10 protein-coding genes and 1 riboswitch are annotated in these 15,486 nt (G+C 45.3%); of the genes, 4 read left to right on the forward strand and 6 right to left on the reverse strand.

The window, feature by feature from the left end; all coding sequences use genetic code 11:
• Nucleotides 1-1,098 (forward strand): TlpA disulfide reductase family protein, encoded by a 1,098-nt coding sequence (locus tag Q1A18_RS16950; protein WP_299583437.1) that lies wholly within the window; start codon nucleotides 1-3, stop codon nucleotides 1,096-1,098.
• A gap of 162 nt (nucleotides 1,099-1,260) precedes the next feature.
• Complete coding sequence (gene lpdA / locus Q1A18_RS16955) at nucleotides 1,261-2,652, forward strand: dihydrolipoyl dehydrogenase (protein ID WP_299583440.1); 1,392 nt, start codon at nucleotides 1,261-1,263, stop codon at nucleotides 2,650-2,652.
• Nucleotides 2,653-2,772: 120 nt separating this feature from the next.
• On the opposite strand, the gene Q1A18_RS16960 is transcribed toward lpdA, so the two are convergent.
• The gene (locus Q1A18_RS16960) at nucleotides 2,773-4,506 is read right to left on the reverse strand and encodes a Na/Pi cotransporter family protein (RefSeq protein WP_299583443.1); all 1,734 of its coding nucleotides are present in this window, start codon (nucleotides 4,504-4,506) and stop codon (nucleotides 2,773-2,775) included.
• Nucleotides 4,507-4,692: 186 nt separating this feature from the next.
• Nucleotides 4,693-5,922: a prephenate dehydratase domain-containing protein gene (locus Q1A18_RS16965; RefSeq protein ID WP_299583446.1), complete on the reverse strand. Its 1,230-nt coding sequence runs from the start codon at nucleotides 5,920-5,922 to the stop codon at nucleotides 4,693-4,695.
• Nucleotides 5,923-6,143: 221 nt separating this feature from the next.
• On the opposite strand from Q1A18_RS16965, the gene Q1A18_RS16970 reads away from it, so the two are divergent.
• Nucleotides 6,144-6,281 carry a hypothetical protein gene (locus Q1A18_RS16970; protein WP_299583448.1) on the forward strand — a complete coding sequence of 46 codons (138 nt, stop codon included), beginning with the start codon at nucleotides 6,144-6,146 and terminating at the stop codon, nucleotides 6,279-6,281.
• A gap of 89 nt (nucleotides 6,282-6,370) precedes the next feature.
• A riboswitch (Fluoride riboswitch) is annotated at nucleotides 6,371-6,436 on the forward strand.
• A 38-nt stretch (nucleotides 6,437-6,474) separates the two neighbouring features.
• On the forward strand, nucleotides 6,475-7,779 hold the full coding sequence (locus Q1A18_RS16975) for a voltage-gated chloride channel family protein (RefSeq protein WP_299583450.1): 1,305 nt from the start codon (nucleotides 6,475-6,477) through the stop codon (nucleotides 7,777-7,779).
• 135 nt (nucleotides 7,780-7,914) lie between these two features.
• Here Q1A18_RS16975 and Q1A18_RS16980 read toward each other — a convergent pair whose 3' ends face one another.
• From Q1A18_RS16980 to Q1A18_RS16995, 4 genes are all read right to left on the reverse strand, one after another.
• Nucleotides 7,915-9,513 carry a beta-N-acetylhexosaminidase gene (locus Q1A18_RS16980; protein ID WP_299583453.1) on the reverse strand — a complete coding sequence of 533 codons (1,599 nt, stop codon included), beginning with the start codon at nucleotides 9,511-9,513 and terminating at the stop codon, nucleotides 7,915-7,917.
• Between the two features lie 102 nt (nucleotides 9,514-9,615).
• Nucleotides 9,616-10,953 carry a Gfo/Idh/MocA family oxidoreductase gene (locus Q1A18_RS16985; protein ID WP_299583456.1) on the reverse strand — a complete coding sequence of 446 codons (1,338 nt, stop codon included), beginning with the start codon at nucleotides 10,951-10,953 and terminating at the stop codon, nucleotides 9,616-9,618.
• A 107-nt stretch (nucleotides 10,954-11,060) separates the two neighbouring features.
• A complete protein-coding gene (locus tag Q1A18_RS16990; RefSeq protein ID WP_299583459.1) occupies nucleotides 11,061-13,391 on the reverse strand; it encodes a LamG-like jellyroll fold domain-containing protein in 2,331 nt (776 codons plus the stop codon).
• A 308-nt stretch (nucleotides 13,392-13,699) separates the two neighbouring features.
• Nucleotides 13,700-15,472 carry an Ig-like domain-containing protein gene (locus tag Q1A18_RS16995; protein ID WP_299583462.1) on the reverse strand — a complete coding sequence of 591 codons (1,773 nt, stop codon included), beginning with the start codon at nucleotides 15,470-15,472 and terminating at the stop codon, nucleotides 13,700-13,702.
• Nucleotides 15,473-15,486 lie beyond the last annotated feature (14 nt).

Consider the following 15,486-nt stretch of genomic DNA (forward strand, 5'->3'; position numbering starts at 1 on the left):
ATGAGAAATTTAGGTGTAGTTGTTCTTTTATTGCTTTTTATTGCTGGTTGTCAAAGTAATTCAGCAAAATATCAGGTTAATGGTACGGTTGCCGGGCTCGACTCGGCTGTTGTTTATCTTGTTAAGGCCGAAAATGGCCGGCCAGTAACAACCGATACCACCCACGCTGTTGAAGGAAAATTTTCCTTTGAAGGAACGATTGCCGTTCCTGAGTTGCACTACCTGCGTTTAGGAGAGCGTGATTATTTTGCTCAGTTCTTTCTGGAAAATGAAACGATTACTGTTGAAGCCAATGCGGATAGTTTGCGTGGAACACAAGTTACCGGTTCTCCAATTACCGATCTGTTTAACGAGTACCTGGATGAAGTGCAGCGGATGCAGGAAAAAATGAGTGAGTACCAGCAGCAGTATTCTGCAGCGATGGCTTCCGGTAACCAAGACGAGGTGGACCGTATCCGAATTGATGCAGAAGCAGCGAACGACAACATGCAGGTTTACGCTAAAAATTTTGTTAAAGAGAATAGTACTTCCATTGTAGGTCCTTTCGTTACGTTGACACAGCTGGCTCAGCAGCTGGATTACACCGAATTAAAGGAGTTGGTTGATTTATTTCCTGCTGAGCTGGATTCATCGGTTTACACCAAACAACTGAAGGAGTTTGTGGCAGAAAAAGGCCGGACGGCCATAGGCGTTCAGGCTCCGGAATTTACGATGAATGATGTGGATGGCAATCCGGTAAGCTTGTCTTCTTTCCGTGGAAAATACCTCTTGATTGATTTTTGGGCTGCCTGGTGTGGCCCTTGTCGTCAGGAAAACCCCAATGTGGTAAGCGCTTACAATAACTTCAAGGATAAAGGATTCGATATTTTGGGCGTTTCGCTTGATCGTGAAAAAGAGGCTTGGCTGAAAGCGATTGAAGATGACCAGCTGAGCTGGACCCATGTTTCGGATTTGAAATACTGGCAAAATGAAGCCGCCCAGCTGTATGGCGTTCAATCCATTCCTCATTCGGTGTTGCTTGATCCTGAAGGGAAGATTGTTGCCAAGAACCTGCGTGGGAAAGACCTGCACGATAAACTGAATGAATTACTGAACTAAAATAGAAACCGGCCAAGTGCCGGTTTTTTGTTTTAATAATGGTCGTGCTGTCGAATTAGACGGAACTGCCGGAACTGTTGTACAGTATTCACTTATTTAAGAACTTTTTGGTCGTTGAGCTGTTTTTTTTAGCGATCAATCAAATTCAGTTAATCAATTATTATGAGTTACGATGTATTAGTTATAGGAAGTGGTCCTGGCGGTTATGTTGCTGCAATCCGGGCTGCCCAGCTAGGTTTTAAAGTAGGTGTTGTTGAAAAAGAAAATATTGGAGGAGTATGCCTCAACTGGGGATGTATCCCTACTAAATCCTTGTTGAAAAGTATGCAGGCGTTTGAATATGCCAAGCATGCCGCAGATTATGGCGTTAGTATTTCTGGCGAAGTAAAGGCTGATTTTAAAGCTATGGTCAACCGCAGCCGCGAAGTGGCTGGTGGAATGAGCAAAGGAATTCAGTTTCTTTTCAAGAAGAATAAAATTGAAACAATTAATGGATACGGCCGCCTGAAAGCAAAAGGCACGGTTGAGGTTGAAGACGAAAAAGGAGCGAAAACGACGGTTTCGGCCAAGCACATCATTTTGGCTACCGGAGCTCGCTCACGTCAGTTACCTAACCTGACTCAGGACGGTAAAAAAATTATTGGCTATCGCGAAGCCATGACTTTAGAGAAGCAACCCGAGTCGATGGTTGTGGTTGGCTCTGGCGCCATTGGTAGCGAGTTTGCCAATTTCTACCATACAATTGGTACCAAAGTGACCTTGGTGGAATATATGCCTACCGTGGTTCCGAATGAAGACGAAGAGGTTGCCAAAACTCTAGAGCGTTCCTTCAAGAAAAGTAAAATGAAGGTGATGACCAATGCTTCGGTTGAGTCGGTTGATACGAAAGGAAAACTTTGCAAAGTAGTGGTGAAAACCAAAAAAGGTGAAGAAAGCCTGGAAGCGGAAATCGTTTTGAGTGCCGTGGGTATTGCTCCAAATATTGAAAACATAGGCCTTGAGGAACTGGGCGTTGAGCTCGAAAATGGCAAGATTAAGGTTGATGATTATTACCGCACCAATGTAGAAGGTGTTTACGCCATTGGCGATATTGTACACGGGCCTGCTTTGGCTCACGTAGCCTCAGCCGAGGGAATTACCTGTGTAGAAAAGATTGCCGGTCAAAATCCGGATCCGGTGGATTACGGAAACATTCCGGGATGTACCTACACCAACCCCGAAGTATCATCGGTAGGAATGACGGAGCAAAAAGCCAAAGAAGCGGGTTATGAAATTAAGGTTGGTAAATTCCCTTACTCAGCCAGTGGAAAAGCCAGTGCAGCGGGTCAGAAAGATGGTTTTGTGAAACTGATTTTTGATGCGAAGTACGGCGAATTGTTAGGTGCTCACATGATTGGCGGCAATGTTACCGAGATGATTGCCGAGCTGGTTGTGGCCAAAAAACTGGAGATAACCGGACATGAACTCATCAAGACCATCCATCCGCACCCAACCATGAGTGAAGCGGTTATGGAGGCGGCAGCTGCTGCTTACGATGAAGTCATTCACTTGTAACAACAGATTTCATTTATGCTATAAAAAAAAGCCGTTTCAGTTTCATTGAAACGGCTTTTCTTTGCCTCTTTAGTTTGGATTTTGTTGTTTGACTCCAGAACTGATTGGGTCTTTACCGGATCAGTAAATCTTTTCAACGACCGGTTTTTCCTGATACACCAATAGGCTGACTACTTCGTCGGCCAGTACGCCCATTTTTAAAAGCTCGGTGTAAATATCGGCGTAGATAACACCCACTTTTGTTTTGTAGCCTCCTTTTCGCAGATTTTTAAAATGCTCCTGTTGCAGCTTGTCATGATCTTTTTTGATGTTCTGCATTAAGGTCCTCACCTCGTGAATATCGATGGAGAGTTCGGCATCTTTTACAACCCCAATCATGAGGCAAAACAGCTCTGAAATGCGATCGGAAAAGCGGAGCAGGTTTCCATACATTTCTTCGTTAAACTGAAGCTTGCCCGATGTTTTACGGCTGATGGCCTTCGAAATGGAGTAACATGAGTCGGCAATACTTTCAATATGGGTGGTTATTTGCAGCATTTTGTTGATGTTTTCTGCGGCCTGGTGGCTGAGCTCTTGCTTGGAGACTTCCGCTAAATAGGCAGCAATTTCAACTTCAAGCTGATCCGATATTTCTTCGTACTTTTTGATCTTGTGTTGGTAGTGCGTAATTTTTTTGTCCGAATGGGTCTGCAGCAGTTCCCGGGTGTGGAAAAACATTTTTTCAACTCGCTCGGTGTACACCATCAGTTCCTTTCGGGCTTGCAAAATCGATAAATCAATGGTAGACAGAAGCCCGGTGCTGATAAACTGGAGGCGGAACTCTTCATCGTCCTCTTTTTGTTTGACAATTTTCACAATCAGTTTTTCCAGCGGCTTAACAAACCAAATAAGAATAAAGGTATTCAGCAGGTTGAATATGGTGTGAAAGATGGAAAGGGCGATCGGGATGGCTGCTGCTGTTTGCTGGGTTGTTTGCCCTGCCGTTGCCAGAGGGGAATCGAACCCATTGTGCACGGTAATGGAACTAATCAGGTCGAGAAACGGGAAAAATACCGGCAAGAGCAACAATACACCAAGCATGTTGAAAAATAAGTGCGCTGTGGCGGTTCGTTTGGCAGAGGTGTTGGCTACCAAAGCGGCCAGGTTAGCGGTAATGGTCGTACCTATGTTTTGTCCAAGCACCATAGCTGCTGCCATGTCAAAAGCAATCCATCCGTTAAAGCACATCACCAGGGTTAAGGCCATTACCGCACTGGATGACTGGATTAACATGGTCAGGATGACACCAATAAACAGGAAGATTAGAACAGAGCCATAACCATAATTGGAGAAGTTGGTTAAAAAGCGCAGTATTTCCGGATTGCTATTGATATCTGGTGTGGAGTGATTTAAAAAATCAAGACCAATGAAAATAATGGCAAAGCCAATGATGACGCTTCCCCAGTTGTTGCGGTTGGTGTTTTTAGAAAAAAGCAGTGGGAAGGTTATGCCGATTAGCGGTAACACCAACATGCTGATTTCAACTTTAAAGCCTAGAATAGATATGAGCCAGGCGGTTACTGTGGTTCCAATGTTGGACCCCATGATTACCCCGATGGATTCGGCAAAAGTGACCAGCCCGGCATTAACAAAGCTGACGAGCATCACCGTTGTGGCCGACGATGATTGGATGATGGCCGTAACCAGGAAACCGGTAAATATGCCTTTAAATCGGTTCGAAGTCATTGCCGACAGGATTCCTCGCAAGCGATCGCCGGCAACTTTTTGTAGGGATTCGCTCATCAGTTTCATGCCAAACAGGAAGAATCCCAGTGACCCCAGCAGTTTGAGGAGGTCAAATATGGAGTAGTTCATAATGCGTTGAAAAATTTTGCGCTAAATATATTACTTATCGAACCTCCGGACAAAATATTCGACCACAGAAAACGGAAAAGCTGAAAAGAATCATTCGGGGGATCGGTAAAGTATCCTGAATCGTTCTTCCTTTTTAGCTCTATCCACAGGCTGAAATGTGTTGTATTTAATGCTGAATGTTTCGGTTTAGAGGTAATCACTTTTCTTCATAATGTTGAAGTCTTCTTTTGAAATTCGGGTGTAGTGCAATGATCCGATTTCATTGGTTGATTTCCCCAAATACCACCCCGACATCTTATTGATTTTTGACGCCGGGTTGTTGATGTTCCATCCCAGGGTGACAATGCCGTTCAAATCATATTCCCGACTCATAACAGATGGGGTGTTGTACCAGTAAATCAATTTCCCGTTTCGTTTGCCTAACTCGGAGATTAGTACCCGTTGGCTCGAGAACAGCTGGGCATTTTCATTGTCGCACATCCAGCCACTGAATAGTAATTCGCCGTCAATCTCTTCAATTTTGACAATTCTCGGAACTTCATATTTTTGATCCAGATCATTGATGGATTTGTTTTGCGGAATGGAATTGTATTTCCAATGTCCGATGATGGAGCGATACCGAACCTTGTTTTTTAGTTTTGAGGAAGTTAAGAACAAGAATACCCCGGAAAGCAAGCCGCCGATGGTACTGGCCGTTTCAAAATTCGACATGCCAAAGTCTTTCTGAAAATACAGGGTGATAAAGATGGCGCCCATCATTAATGCTTTGCTTAAGGTTCCAAGGCCTTTATCGGTGAAGGAGTAGTGAAGCATTTGATCAATCAGGGAGATGTCTTCTTTTTCAGGGTCTTCGGAGTTTTTAAACATCCTGAATTCCGTTACATTGTCACGGTTGTCTTCAAAGTTTTCGGCAACCAAGTACAGGTGGTGATTTTCACCGGCTTCTTTACTGCATAGGATAGCTGTTTCCAGGCCTAGTTTTCCTTTTTCCAGGTATTTGGCTGAAATGGCTGTGTCTTCAACTTCTTTCAGTTTAATATCGCCAAATTTTTCCTGGATGTTGTTTTTGCATTGTTTGAGAGCTTGCGGGTGCGAAGCAATCTGGTTGATTTGTGTTAACGGAATGTCACTGCTTTTAGTGAATAAGCAGTGATGGATGTCCAGCAATTCAGTGGCCACTAAATCAATAAATTCGGTTTTAATTGCATTGTAGGTTTCTTCAACAATTCCGCCAATGCTGTTCTTTACAGCTACAACGCCATAGGTAATTTCATTGCGTTTAAGCATGCCAATAACACTTTTTGACGAGATGAGCGGAATGAGTTCGACATCGGTTAGGTTTAGTTTTTCGGCAATTTTTTTAGCTGCTCTTTCAGAGTTACTGCCAGCCATTCCTTGGTAGCCAATCTTAATCATGGTTCAACTAGTTTATAAATTCAATTAATGGCAGTCAGTATCAAAAAGGGAGTAAATTCAGTTTAGGGTTAGCTGGCTGCTCTTCGTTCGTTTTTTATGCAAAGTAGTAAAAAATTAGTTTGAAAGCGGATCATTCCTGAATCCTTTTTGTGATTGATTGATTGATTGATTGATTGATTGATTGATTGATTGATTGATTGATTGATTGATTGATTGATTGATTGATTGATCTTCAGCTGGCTTTTGCCGGTGGGGTGTTGTTGGTAAGTAAGCCGTGGAGCTCCAGGCTCGGATTTATCTTAACCGAGTTGCGCAGTCATGCGTTTACAAACCTGGACCCCATTGACTTGGTCACATAGCATTACCTCCGAATTGGTAAATTCCTGTTGCTGTTTTAAAACGTTTTTCAGGAATCGGAGAGTGAATTTAAGTTTTTAACTTAAATTTGCAGGACATTGGCAATGAGGTCTGCCTTAAACCGTTTCGTTTCGGAACTAATGACTTCTACGTGTAATGGCTGAAGCCAATGTAGAATCATCTATTTAAGGTACTATGAACATAAAAAGAATCCGAGACTTCCTATTCACTTTCGAGCAAATCCCTTCCCTTATTTATCTTTTGAAATGGATTTTTATTTGTCTTGTCCTGGGCGTGATTGTGGGGAGCATTTCGGCCTTTTTTCTGTTGAGTCTGGAGTGGGTAACCAATTGGCGGGAGTCGCACCTGTGGATTATCGCCTTGCTTCCTGTTGGCGGATTTATTATTGGCTTGTCCTACCATTTGTACGGCAACAGCGTGGTGAAAGGAAACAACCTGTTGCTTGAAGAATTTCATACGCCGGAGAAAATCATTCCCTTCCGGATGGCTCCATTGGTGTTGTTTGGAACCATTTTAACGCACTTTTTTGGTGGGTCAGCCGGGCGAGAGGGAACAGCTGTTCAAATTGGAGGAGCCATTGCCGACCGGTTTACCAAGGTTTTCAACTTGTCGAAACGCGATCGGAAAATTATGCTGATTGCCGGAATTAGCGCCGGGTTTGCCTCGGTATTTGGAACTCCTTTGGCCGGAGGTATTTTTGCCCTTGAAGTTTTGATCTTGGGTCGAATACGGCTCGATGCCATTATCCCCAGTTTTTTGGCGGCAGTTTTTGCCAATTACTTTTGCGAGATCTGGAATGTGTCTCACACCCACTATCACATTGCTTCGGTGGCTGAAATGAATCCGGTTAACTTGCTATGGGCCTTATTGGCCGGAATTATTTTTGGCCTTGTGGCCATGCTGTTTTCAAAGTCAACTCATTTCTGGAGCGACCTGTTTAACCGCACCATCAGGTATTCGCCTTTGCGCCCCGTGATTGGCGGAGTTGTTTTGGCTGTCGCTATCTACTTGATTGGTACCACCAAGTACATCGGGTTGGGTATTCCAACCATTGTTGATGCGTTTGAAATTAAGTTGAACTCGTATGATTTTCTGCTGAAAATACTGTTTACATCCTTTACTCTGGGGGCTGGTTTTAAGGGGGGAGAAGTAACGCCACTGTTTTACATTGGAGCGGCCTTGGGAAATGCTTTGGTGTGGTTCATTCCCTTGCCTATGGGGCTGTTGGCCGGAATGGGTTTTGTTGCTGTTTTTGCCGGCGCTACCAACACGCCCATTGCCTGTACGGTGATGGGAATTGAGCTGTTTGGAATTGAAGCAGGAATGTTCATTGCGCTTGCCTGCAGCACTTCGTATTTATTTTCCGGACATTCGGGCGTGTATTCGTCGCAGATTATCGGAAGCCCCAAACACAACTTTTTCATTCGCGAAAAAGGTTTGCAGCTTTCTGAAATTAAGAAGAAAAGAAAGAAGAAATAGGCTGTTGATGCTTTCCGCTTACGCGATCACTTTGCCCTGCTTGAAGCTTCTCTGTTTCCTTGAAAAGAAAACTCCCTCAAGACTTTCGTCCGGAAGGAGTTTCATTAGTAAGTAGTAGTAATTGAGTGTAGTGTTTTATTTTTTCTCTACAAAGTCATCGGGGGCATAGTAAATGCCTTTTTCTTGCCAGATGGCTTGTAGCTTTTTCAGCGCTGTTTTGAATGAGTCGAAATCTTTGTTCGCCAGCTCAGTCCAGCCGACCTCGGCATAGGCTGCCAATCGTGGAAAAACCATAAAATGCATGTGCCCGTTGGTCGGAATCCACTCTCCCCACATTTGCGAACCGGTTCCAATCACCTTGCTGTGGTATTCTTTGGCCAGTCCTTCCGGAATCGGATCGAAATGGTAAGCTTTGGACAAGGGGATGGATTGGTAATCGTAATCCAGGTAGGTTAGAGAATGAAGTGAGTTGACAATCTCGTAACCATTGCTGGCAGCGGTTGTGGCCAGGTTTAAATCACCTTTCCAAAAATGAATCAACGTTTGCTGGGCCAGTTGCTGATCAACCTTGGTGTCCGAGTCATCCTGAAAATGATGCAGGTTATGCCCCATAATTTCGTTCCAGCCCATCATCCTTCTTCCTTTCGATTCCAGGTAATTTGAAATTCGGTTGGTGAAGAAAACCTGTAAGCCTGCCGGTGAAGCAATACCATTCTTTTTCATGTATGCCTGAACGGTTTCTGACGATTTCCAGTGGTCGTATTTCACCTCGTCTCCACCAATATGGATTACTTCTGAAGGGAACAGTTCCATCACTTCGTCCAGCACATCGGTCAGGAACTGGTAAACTTTCGGATCGCTTACATCATAGACATCGGTACCAACTCCAAATTTTGTTGGGACTTCAATTTCTTTTTTGGCCGTGCCCAACCAGGGGTAAGCGGCAATGGCAGCACTGGAGTGCCCCGGCATTTCAATTTCCGGAACAATGGTAATGTGCCTTGCCTTGGCGTAGGCAATAATTTCTTTGATTTGTTCCTGGGTGTAGAACCCTTCGTGAGGCTCGGCCGACTGGATTGGGCTATCCCATTTTAGCGGACCAACCTGGGTGCTGCTTCGCTTGGAGCCAATTTGTGTCAGAAGCGGGTATTTTTTGATTTCAATTCGCCAGCCCTGATCGTCTACCAGGTGCCAATGGAAAACATTCATTTTCAAACGAGCCATCTCATCCAGCAACAGTTTTACCTGTTCTGCTCCTTTGAAATAGCGTGATTCGTCGAGCATGAAAGCCCGCCAGGGAAAGCGGGGAGAATCGCTGATGGCTACTGCCGGAATTTCACTTGGGTTTTCATCCATAAGCTGAAGCAAGGTTTGCACGCCATAAAACCATCCGGTTGCAGTGGATGCACTTATTTCAATAGACTTGGGTGAAATATTTAGTTCGTAAGCTTCTTTGCTGAGTTTGCCGTTTTGCTTAAACAGGATGTAGTTTTCTTTCTGCTTATTGTTTTCTTCCAACTGGTTTTCCAGTCCGAAAGCTGTTTGAAGCTGTTGCTGTAAGGTTTTAGCCGACTCATAGCCAGCTACACCAGTGATAATTTTGGTTTGCGGGTTGATGGCAAAATGCCCATTCTGCTGCTTGATTTCCTGAGGGCGAGGAATAATATTCAGGGGTTGTGCCAGCGTAATGCCCGTAATGAGGCACAAGGCCAATAAGATGGTTGATCGTTTCATTCGTTCGTGTTTTGTGTTTGTAAGACGCTTTGTTTTTAATTAGGAGACTGTCTCTTTGCGAAAAGAAACAGTCTCATGTAAATCTATGAAAAAAACGATCGGTTATACAAATTCTACCGGTTTGCGTTTGATCCACTGTCCGCGTGTAAAGTCGGGGAAGTATTGTGGAGCACTGTTTTGTGCAATTGATGCTTCTGAAAGCGGTGTTACGGCACTCCAGGCTGCAGCATCATACACATCCATAACCGGCTGGCGCTGTTCTTTAACGGCATTAATAAATTCGCGGGTAACAAAATAGTCAATGCCGCCATGACCAGAACCATTGGCTATTTCACCATATTTTTTCCAAAGTGGGTGATCATACTTGTCTTGCCATGCCTGAAACTCGTCCCATGCGTGGTCTTTGCTCTGCCCCTCAATGTGAATGCGGCGGTGGCCGTAGTCAAAGTCGGTTACACCATCGGTGCCGGCTACATGAAAGTTCAGGGAGTAGGGGCGAGGCAGGTTACAGTCGTGGGTAACAATGATGGTTTCCCCATTGGTAGTTTTAATAGTTGAGGTAATAATATCGCCTTGTTTCCAGGGAAGTTGGGCATTGGGGTGATCTTTTCCACCTTTTTCTTCAATGTAATCTTTCAAACCAACTGCTTTTGATGCTGTGGAGGTCAGATACAGGAAGCGGTTTCCGCGGTTGATGTCCAGCATGGCAGCAATAGGGCCGAGACCATGTGTGGGGTAAACATCGGCATTGCGCATTAAGGAGTGTTGCGTTCTCCAGCGTGCTTCACCTTTGGCTTCTTCGCCAAATTGAAGGCCGTTGTTGAATTTCACATTCAATAAGCTGTGACGATAGCCGCAACGAGCGTGTACCACTTCACCAAATACGCCTTGTTTCACCATGTTCAATACGGCCATGGCATCGCGGCGGTAGTTCACATTTTCAAGAATCATACATGGCATTCCGGTTTCCTCCGAAGTGTTGACAAGGTCCCAGCATTCTTCGATGGTATTGGCAGCAGAAACTTCAAGACCGGCATACTTCCCTGCTTTCATGGTTGCCACAGCCATTCGTGTGTGCCATAGCCAAGGCGTTGAAATAATCACGCCATCAATGTCGTCACGTTTCAACATTTCAAGGTAAGCGTATTCGCCATCGGAATAAACATCCGCTTCAGGAACGCCAACATCGCGAAGGAGCTTTTGAGTGCGTGTCACTGCTTCCGGATCGATGTCGCAAAAAGCGGTTACTTTTACACCCTCAGTCATGGCTGCGCGTTTTACGTGTCCGCGTCCACGGCCTCCACAACCAATGAAAGCAATATTAACTTCACCTTGTTTTTTTCTGGAGAGCGTACTTCCTTTTGAAATATGAGGAGCGATAAACATGCCTGCTCCGGCAGCACCTACTGTGCGGAGAAAATTCCTTCTGTCCGTTGTCATCTATGTCAGGTTTTAAAAATTGTTTTAAAGTGCTGCAATGTACGCTACTACAGGGGAACAAGGGGAGGAATAAAAGGGGGAACAACGAAAAAAAATGCGGAAACAGGCTATTTTTTTAAGGTTTCCGCATAGCCGGCGGGATATTCTTCATCGTAAAGTGCGCTGTATTTTTTGCAGAATTCTTCATAAATCTGTTGAGCTTGTCCGTGGTTTCCCTGGGCAGATAAGGCTTGCAAAATATACTTTAAGGCGTCCTCATGAAGCGGGTCAAACTGAAAAATGGTTTTGGCCGCCTGAACAGTCAAATCGGGTTGCTCTTCAATTAAGGGCAGTATTTCCTGAATGATTTTTATCGTCTCATCAGCCAGTTTGCTTTTGTGCGAGTCCAGCCACTCCTGTTCAATGTTCGGAAGAATATTTCCATTCCGGAGAATGTAGAGCAGCTGCTGAAGCAAGCCGGTATCGAAGGTCTTTTGCTGTAGTTGCTCTTGCAGCTGTTCGGTGATTTGCTTAAAATGGAAGTAATCCACTTTAAGTTTATCATCGACCTGAAGGTGCCAGCGTTTGTTTTTGTATAAAATTTCAATGCCGTCAACCGGTTCCAGCAGCTTGCGCAGTTTCTTAATGTTTGCTCCCCGGTTTTCTTTGGCTTTATCTTTATTCATGCCGGGCCAAAAGGTGTCTGTGATCTTTTTAACACTGATGCCTTCGGGTGACTCCGGCATATTCAGAATGCAAAATGCCAGCAGCTGCCTGAGCAAGGGGGAGAAACGCTCGGTAATGTCTCCGGTGGGCTGGGTGCAAAACTGAAAGCTTCCGAAAAGCTGGATTTGGAAAGCTGGCAGTGCCGTTGCTTTTGCCTTGGGTTCCGGAGTAGACTTTACCCGTATTTTTTGCTTTTTCTCCTGTCTGAGCCAGAAAAGAACCAGTGCCAGCACAAGGAGCCCCAACAAGAGGAAATAGCCAATCGATGAAGAGGAGGAGACTTCCCTTTGAGTTCGGTAAATGCTCATGATTTCATCATCCGAAAGCCCGCGATCCCATATTTTCAATTCATCAATCGAACCATAAAATTGTTCGCCCCAAATGTTGTTGCCAATAATAACAGACTGCTCCGAAGCGACTATTTCCGAAGCATTCATGGTTGATTTCTTTTCACCGTTAATGTAAAACTCCACGTTGGTACTGGGGTTGAAAACAACTGCAATGTGGTACCACCGGTTTAAGTCCAGCGGTTCATCCAGCAGGTGGTCTTTGATGGTGGGCGTAGTAAAATCAGGAAACCCTCTGTTGAGCTTTAAGGAGAGAGAGGTTCCCAGTCCGATAATCCCCATGAATGGGCGCAAACTGTCGGGCTTTATCCAGGTGGAGATGCTTATGGGCGTGTCAAAATTCAGTTCATTGGCTTTGGCATAATCCACGAAGGAATTGTTTTTTGTTAGATGCAGGACGCGACCTCTCTCGGCATCTTTCTCAATGGTCGCATTGTGCGAAATAATTCGATCCCAGTCCGGATCAATCTTATTCTTCACTTCCTTGTCAAAGGGGAAGTGCATGCTCAGTTGATCTTCGATGGAACTATTGTAAGCGATGAATTCCCGGGGGCTGTCACTTAGCCCGCTGTGATGAATAACTTCGCCGGGTGTAATCTTAAATCCGTTTTTATAGGGTGAAAAAATTTCCTGAGTTTTCAACAGGGGAGATGAAAACCTGGCAGGGGTGATCATGCCCGGTCGGTTTTTCCAGAATATCTCGCTTAGGTATTGGTCTTCGTGTCGGAAGATGGCCTTAAAACGTCGCTTCTTATTGAGCTTGCTACTAACCTGGGCGACAGCTTCCTGTTTTTCGGCCGGTGCCACGATTAGGTTAGGAACCTTTCCGGTGAGTTGCCACACGCGCAGGCATTCGTTGTATAAACTGTCGGTTGCCTCAGTTTGAAAGACAACTATTCGATTTAAGGGATCGTTGGAGAACCGATCAGCGTAAGCAATATTCTCCTGAATTTGCGCCGGCGTGGTAAAGCTCAGGTCTTCGTTGAATAGTGCAATGATGTTTTTGTTGGTTTGACGCAACGAGTCGATGGCAGGCCAGTTGTCGCAGTTGTTGGGCATGAAGAGCTGCTTGCCCAGAATTGTTTGCAGGGCTGTTTGAAGCTCGCTTTGGTTGTAGGTGCCTGAAAATGCCAGGCAGATAACTTGATCATGCTTCGTTTTTCCAGGAAGTGTTTTTAAAAATTGCTCAATGTCGGCCGGTAGTTGTGTTTGCTTCAGTTCAAAAAGAAAAGCCTGTGAGCTGTTGCCGATTCTGGCTTGGTCTGCATGGTTGTAGGACGTACAAGGGAATGCAAAATCATCAACCAATAGCGGCATTCTTTGCGCTTTTACCGATAGCACAAAAAACAGACAGGCAATGAAAGACAAAAAAAGTGGTTTGTTCACGTTATTTCCCTTTTTGGCAAGACACAAAGATAAAATAAAGTCGGAGCGAATGGAGCGAATTTGACGATTTGCTGCCAGAGTTTATGAACAGGCTTGTAAGCAAGCCGGACAACACTGCCTGACATCTAATTTCATTGGTGGAGCCGGGAGAGGCAAAGGCAAAGGCACCACCCATATGCTTAGCTCTTTGTTCTATGTAATATCTATCGGATGTTTATCCGGACGGTATGGATGAAAAGAAGTCCGCTGGCTCTGAGGGGAATAAATCTATGAGCCAACGGACTTTTGCTTTTTAGAAAGATGGAGGGCTACCAGTTGGTAAACCAGTATTGCAATAGCTTTTCAGCCGGCTTGTTTCTGACTGAAGCTGATTTTTGAAAGGCGGTTTCCATGTCACGTGGTGCATATTTCTCCAGTTGGTCATAATACATGTAGCCGTGCGACAGTATTCCTTTTACATTAGTGCTTGTTTCATTGACAGCTTCCATGATTCCCTGATAGATATCGGCCTGCTCATAATAATCCTTCTCAAAATTGTCGGCTTCGCGGCCTACCGCCAAAACCGGCTCCAGATGACCGTAGTGATTGGCTGCTCCATCAGCCGATGGTGCCCAGATCCATAAGATTATCGGCTTGTCAAAATCGGCATAGCGATTCAGTGTGGTGGCAACGGCCTCTTTGACTTGGCTGGGAGTTGGGTTGACCGTCTCCGTATTGTTTGAAATAACCAGGCCAAAGGCATCAAATAGGTTTATGAAGGTTTTGGTGTATCCGGAATCTTCAAAGTATGCCACCTCGCGGCCTCCATGGTAGTTGGGGGCTTCAAATGGCCGGGCAGTACCAAAGTAGAGGATTTCGCCAGAAAAAACTGCGCGCAGGTCAGCAATTAGCTTGGTCCACAATTCGTGATAGCGGGCTTCGGAAGAGAAAAGTGCGGGCGATGTGGCATAATTTAGGCCGTGCCCTAAGGAAATGTAAGGAACGTTGTTGGTTTGTGCTACGGCAGCATAATCGGTTAACACCCGGGTGTATTCGGAGAACCAGTCGTTCCAGAATTCATCGCTTAGTGTCGTCCCTGAGAAAACCAGCTCATTAAATGACTTCCCGTCCAGCTGTTCTTCGTCCTGCGGCCATACCCCAAACCAATAAATTAAGTCCAGACCTTGCGCGTTGGCTTTTTCGGTGAGGTTGGTATATTGGGAGTAGCTAAGCATGTCCCAGGAATGTGTGGTGGCAGCCTGCGTACTCATTTTCACGGAGTCGGTACCAACAACGGTTACAAATACCGGATCGAAAACGGTTGCCGCATTGACCTTCATGCTGTTCAAGCGGGCAAAGGTGCTTTCAAAGGCATCGGGGTAGAGGTCTTCTCCCATCCAAGGACCCGCGTCAAACAAGCTGATTCCTTTGATAAAATCGTCCGGTTTGGGGTTTACGTTTTGAGGCGTTGGATAGGCATAAAGGGGAATCGTGAGTTCGGCATCGTCCATCAGGTCGAATCCATAGCTAAAAGGGATGTAGCCTGAACCCACTTCGCTGGTGATGGTGCATACGGGCCCCAGTGTTTGGTAATTGCTGAATTGATAGGCTCCTTGCTCGTTGGTTTGAACAGTGGTGTTCTCTAAAGCGATAGTCATGTTGCTCAAGGCTTCCTGGGTGAGCCGGTTCTTTAAGGTACCGCTAACCGATACATTTAGCTTGGGCTCGGCCAGTTTCACCCGCACCTGCTCCAAGGCTGTTTGGTTGTCCTGGTCCACAGCTTCGGCCCGGATGATGTGTTCACCCAAAGCTTCTTCCGAAGTATCCCATTGGTAGGAATAGGGCGGATTTTCCAGATAGGCTACTTCTAAGTTGTTAATGTAGAAACGGACAAAGCGAACGCCTTCGTCATCTGTGGCCGTAGCGCTGATGGTAATGACCTCGCCAAGAGCTTTCTCGGACTGGTCAACGGGAGAAGTGATGGTAACTTCAGGAGGAGTCGGTTCTTTTTCGGGTTTCTTCTCATCTTCTTTGCAGGTCCATAGGAAGCCGGCCAGCAGGAGAAGAACTAAAAGTTTAAGGCTTCGGTTTTGAATTAACATAGGTGACGTTTTTG

It is taken from the genome of uncultured Sunxiuqinia sp., assembly GCF_947495665.1.
In the GTDB taxonomy this organism is placed as follows: domain Bacteria; phylum Bacteroidota; class Bacteroidia; order Bacteroidales; family Prolixibacteraceae; genus Sunxiuqinia; species Sunxiuqinia rutila.

Bases quoted from the DNA above. Each gene is read 5' to 3' on its own strand.
- Q1A18_RS16950 (WP_299583437.1), top strand. From the start codon at position 1: ATGAGAAATTTAGGTGTAGTTGTTCTTTTATTGCTTTTTATTGCTGGT.
- lpdA (WP_299583440.1), top strand. From the start codon at position 1,261: ATGAGTTACGATGTATTAGTTATAGGAAGTGGTCCTGGCGGTTATGTT.
- Q1A18_RS16960 (WP_299583443.1), bottom strand. From the start codon at position 4,506: ATGAACTACTCCATATTTGACCTCCTCAAACTGCTGGGGTCACTGGGA.
- Q1A18_RS16965 (WP_299583446.1), bottom strand. From the start codon at position 5,922: ATGATTAAGATTGGCTACCAAGGAATGGCTGGCAGTAACTCTGAAAGA.
- Q1A18_RS16975 (WP_299583450.1), top strand. From the start codon at position 6,475: ATGAACATAAAAAGAATCCGAGACTTCCTATTCACTTTCGAGCAAATC.
- Q1A18_RS16980 (WP_299583453.1), bottom strand. From the start codon at position 9,513: ATGAAACGATCAACCATCTTATTGGCCTTGTGCCTCATTACGGGCATT.
- Q1A18_RS16985 (WP_299583456.1), bottom strand. From the start codon at position 10,953: ATGACAACGGACAGAAGGAATTTTCTCCGCACAGTAGGTGCTGCCGGA.
- Q1A18_RS16995 (WP_299583462.1), bottom strand. From the start codon at position 15,472: ATGTTAATTCAAAACCGAAGCCTTAAACTTTTAGTTCTTCTCCTGCTG.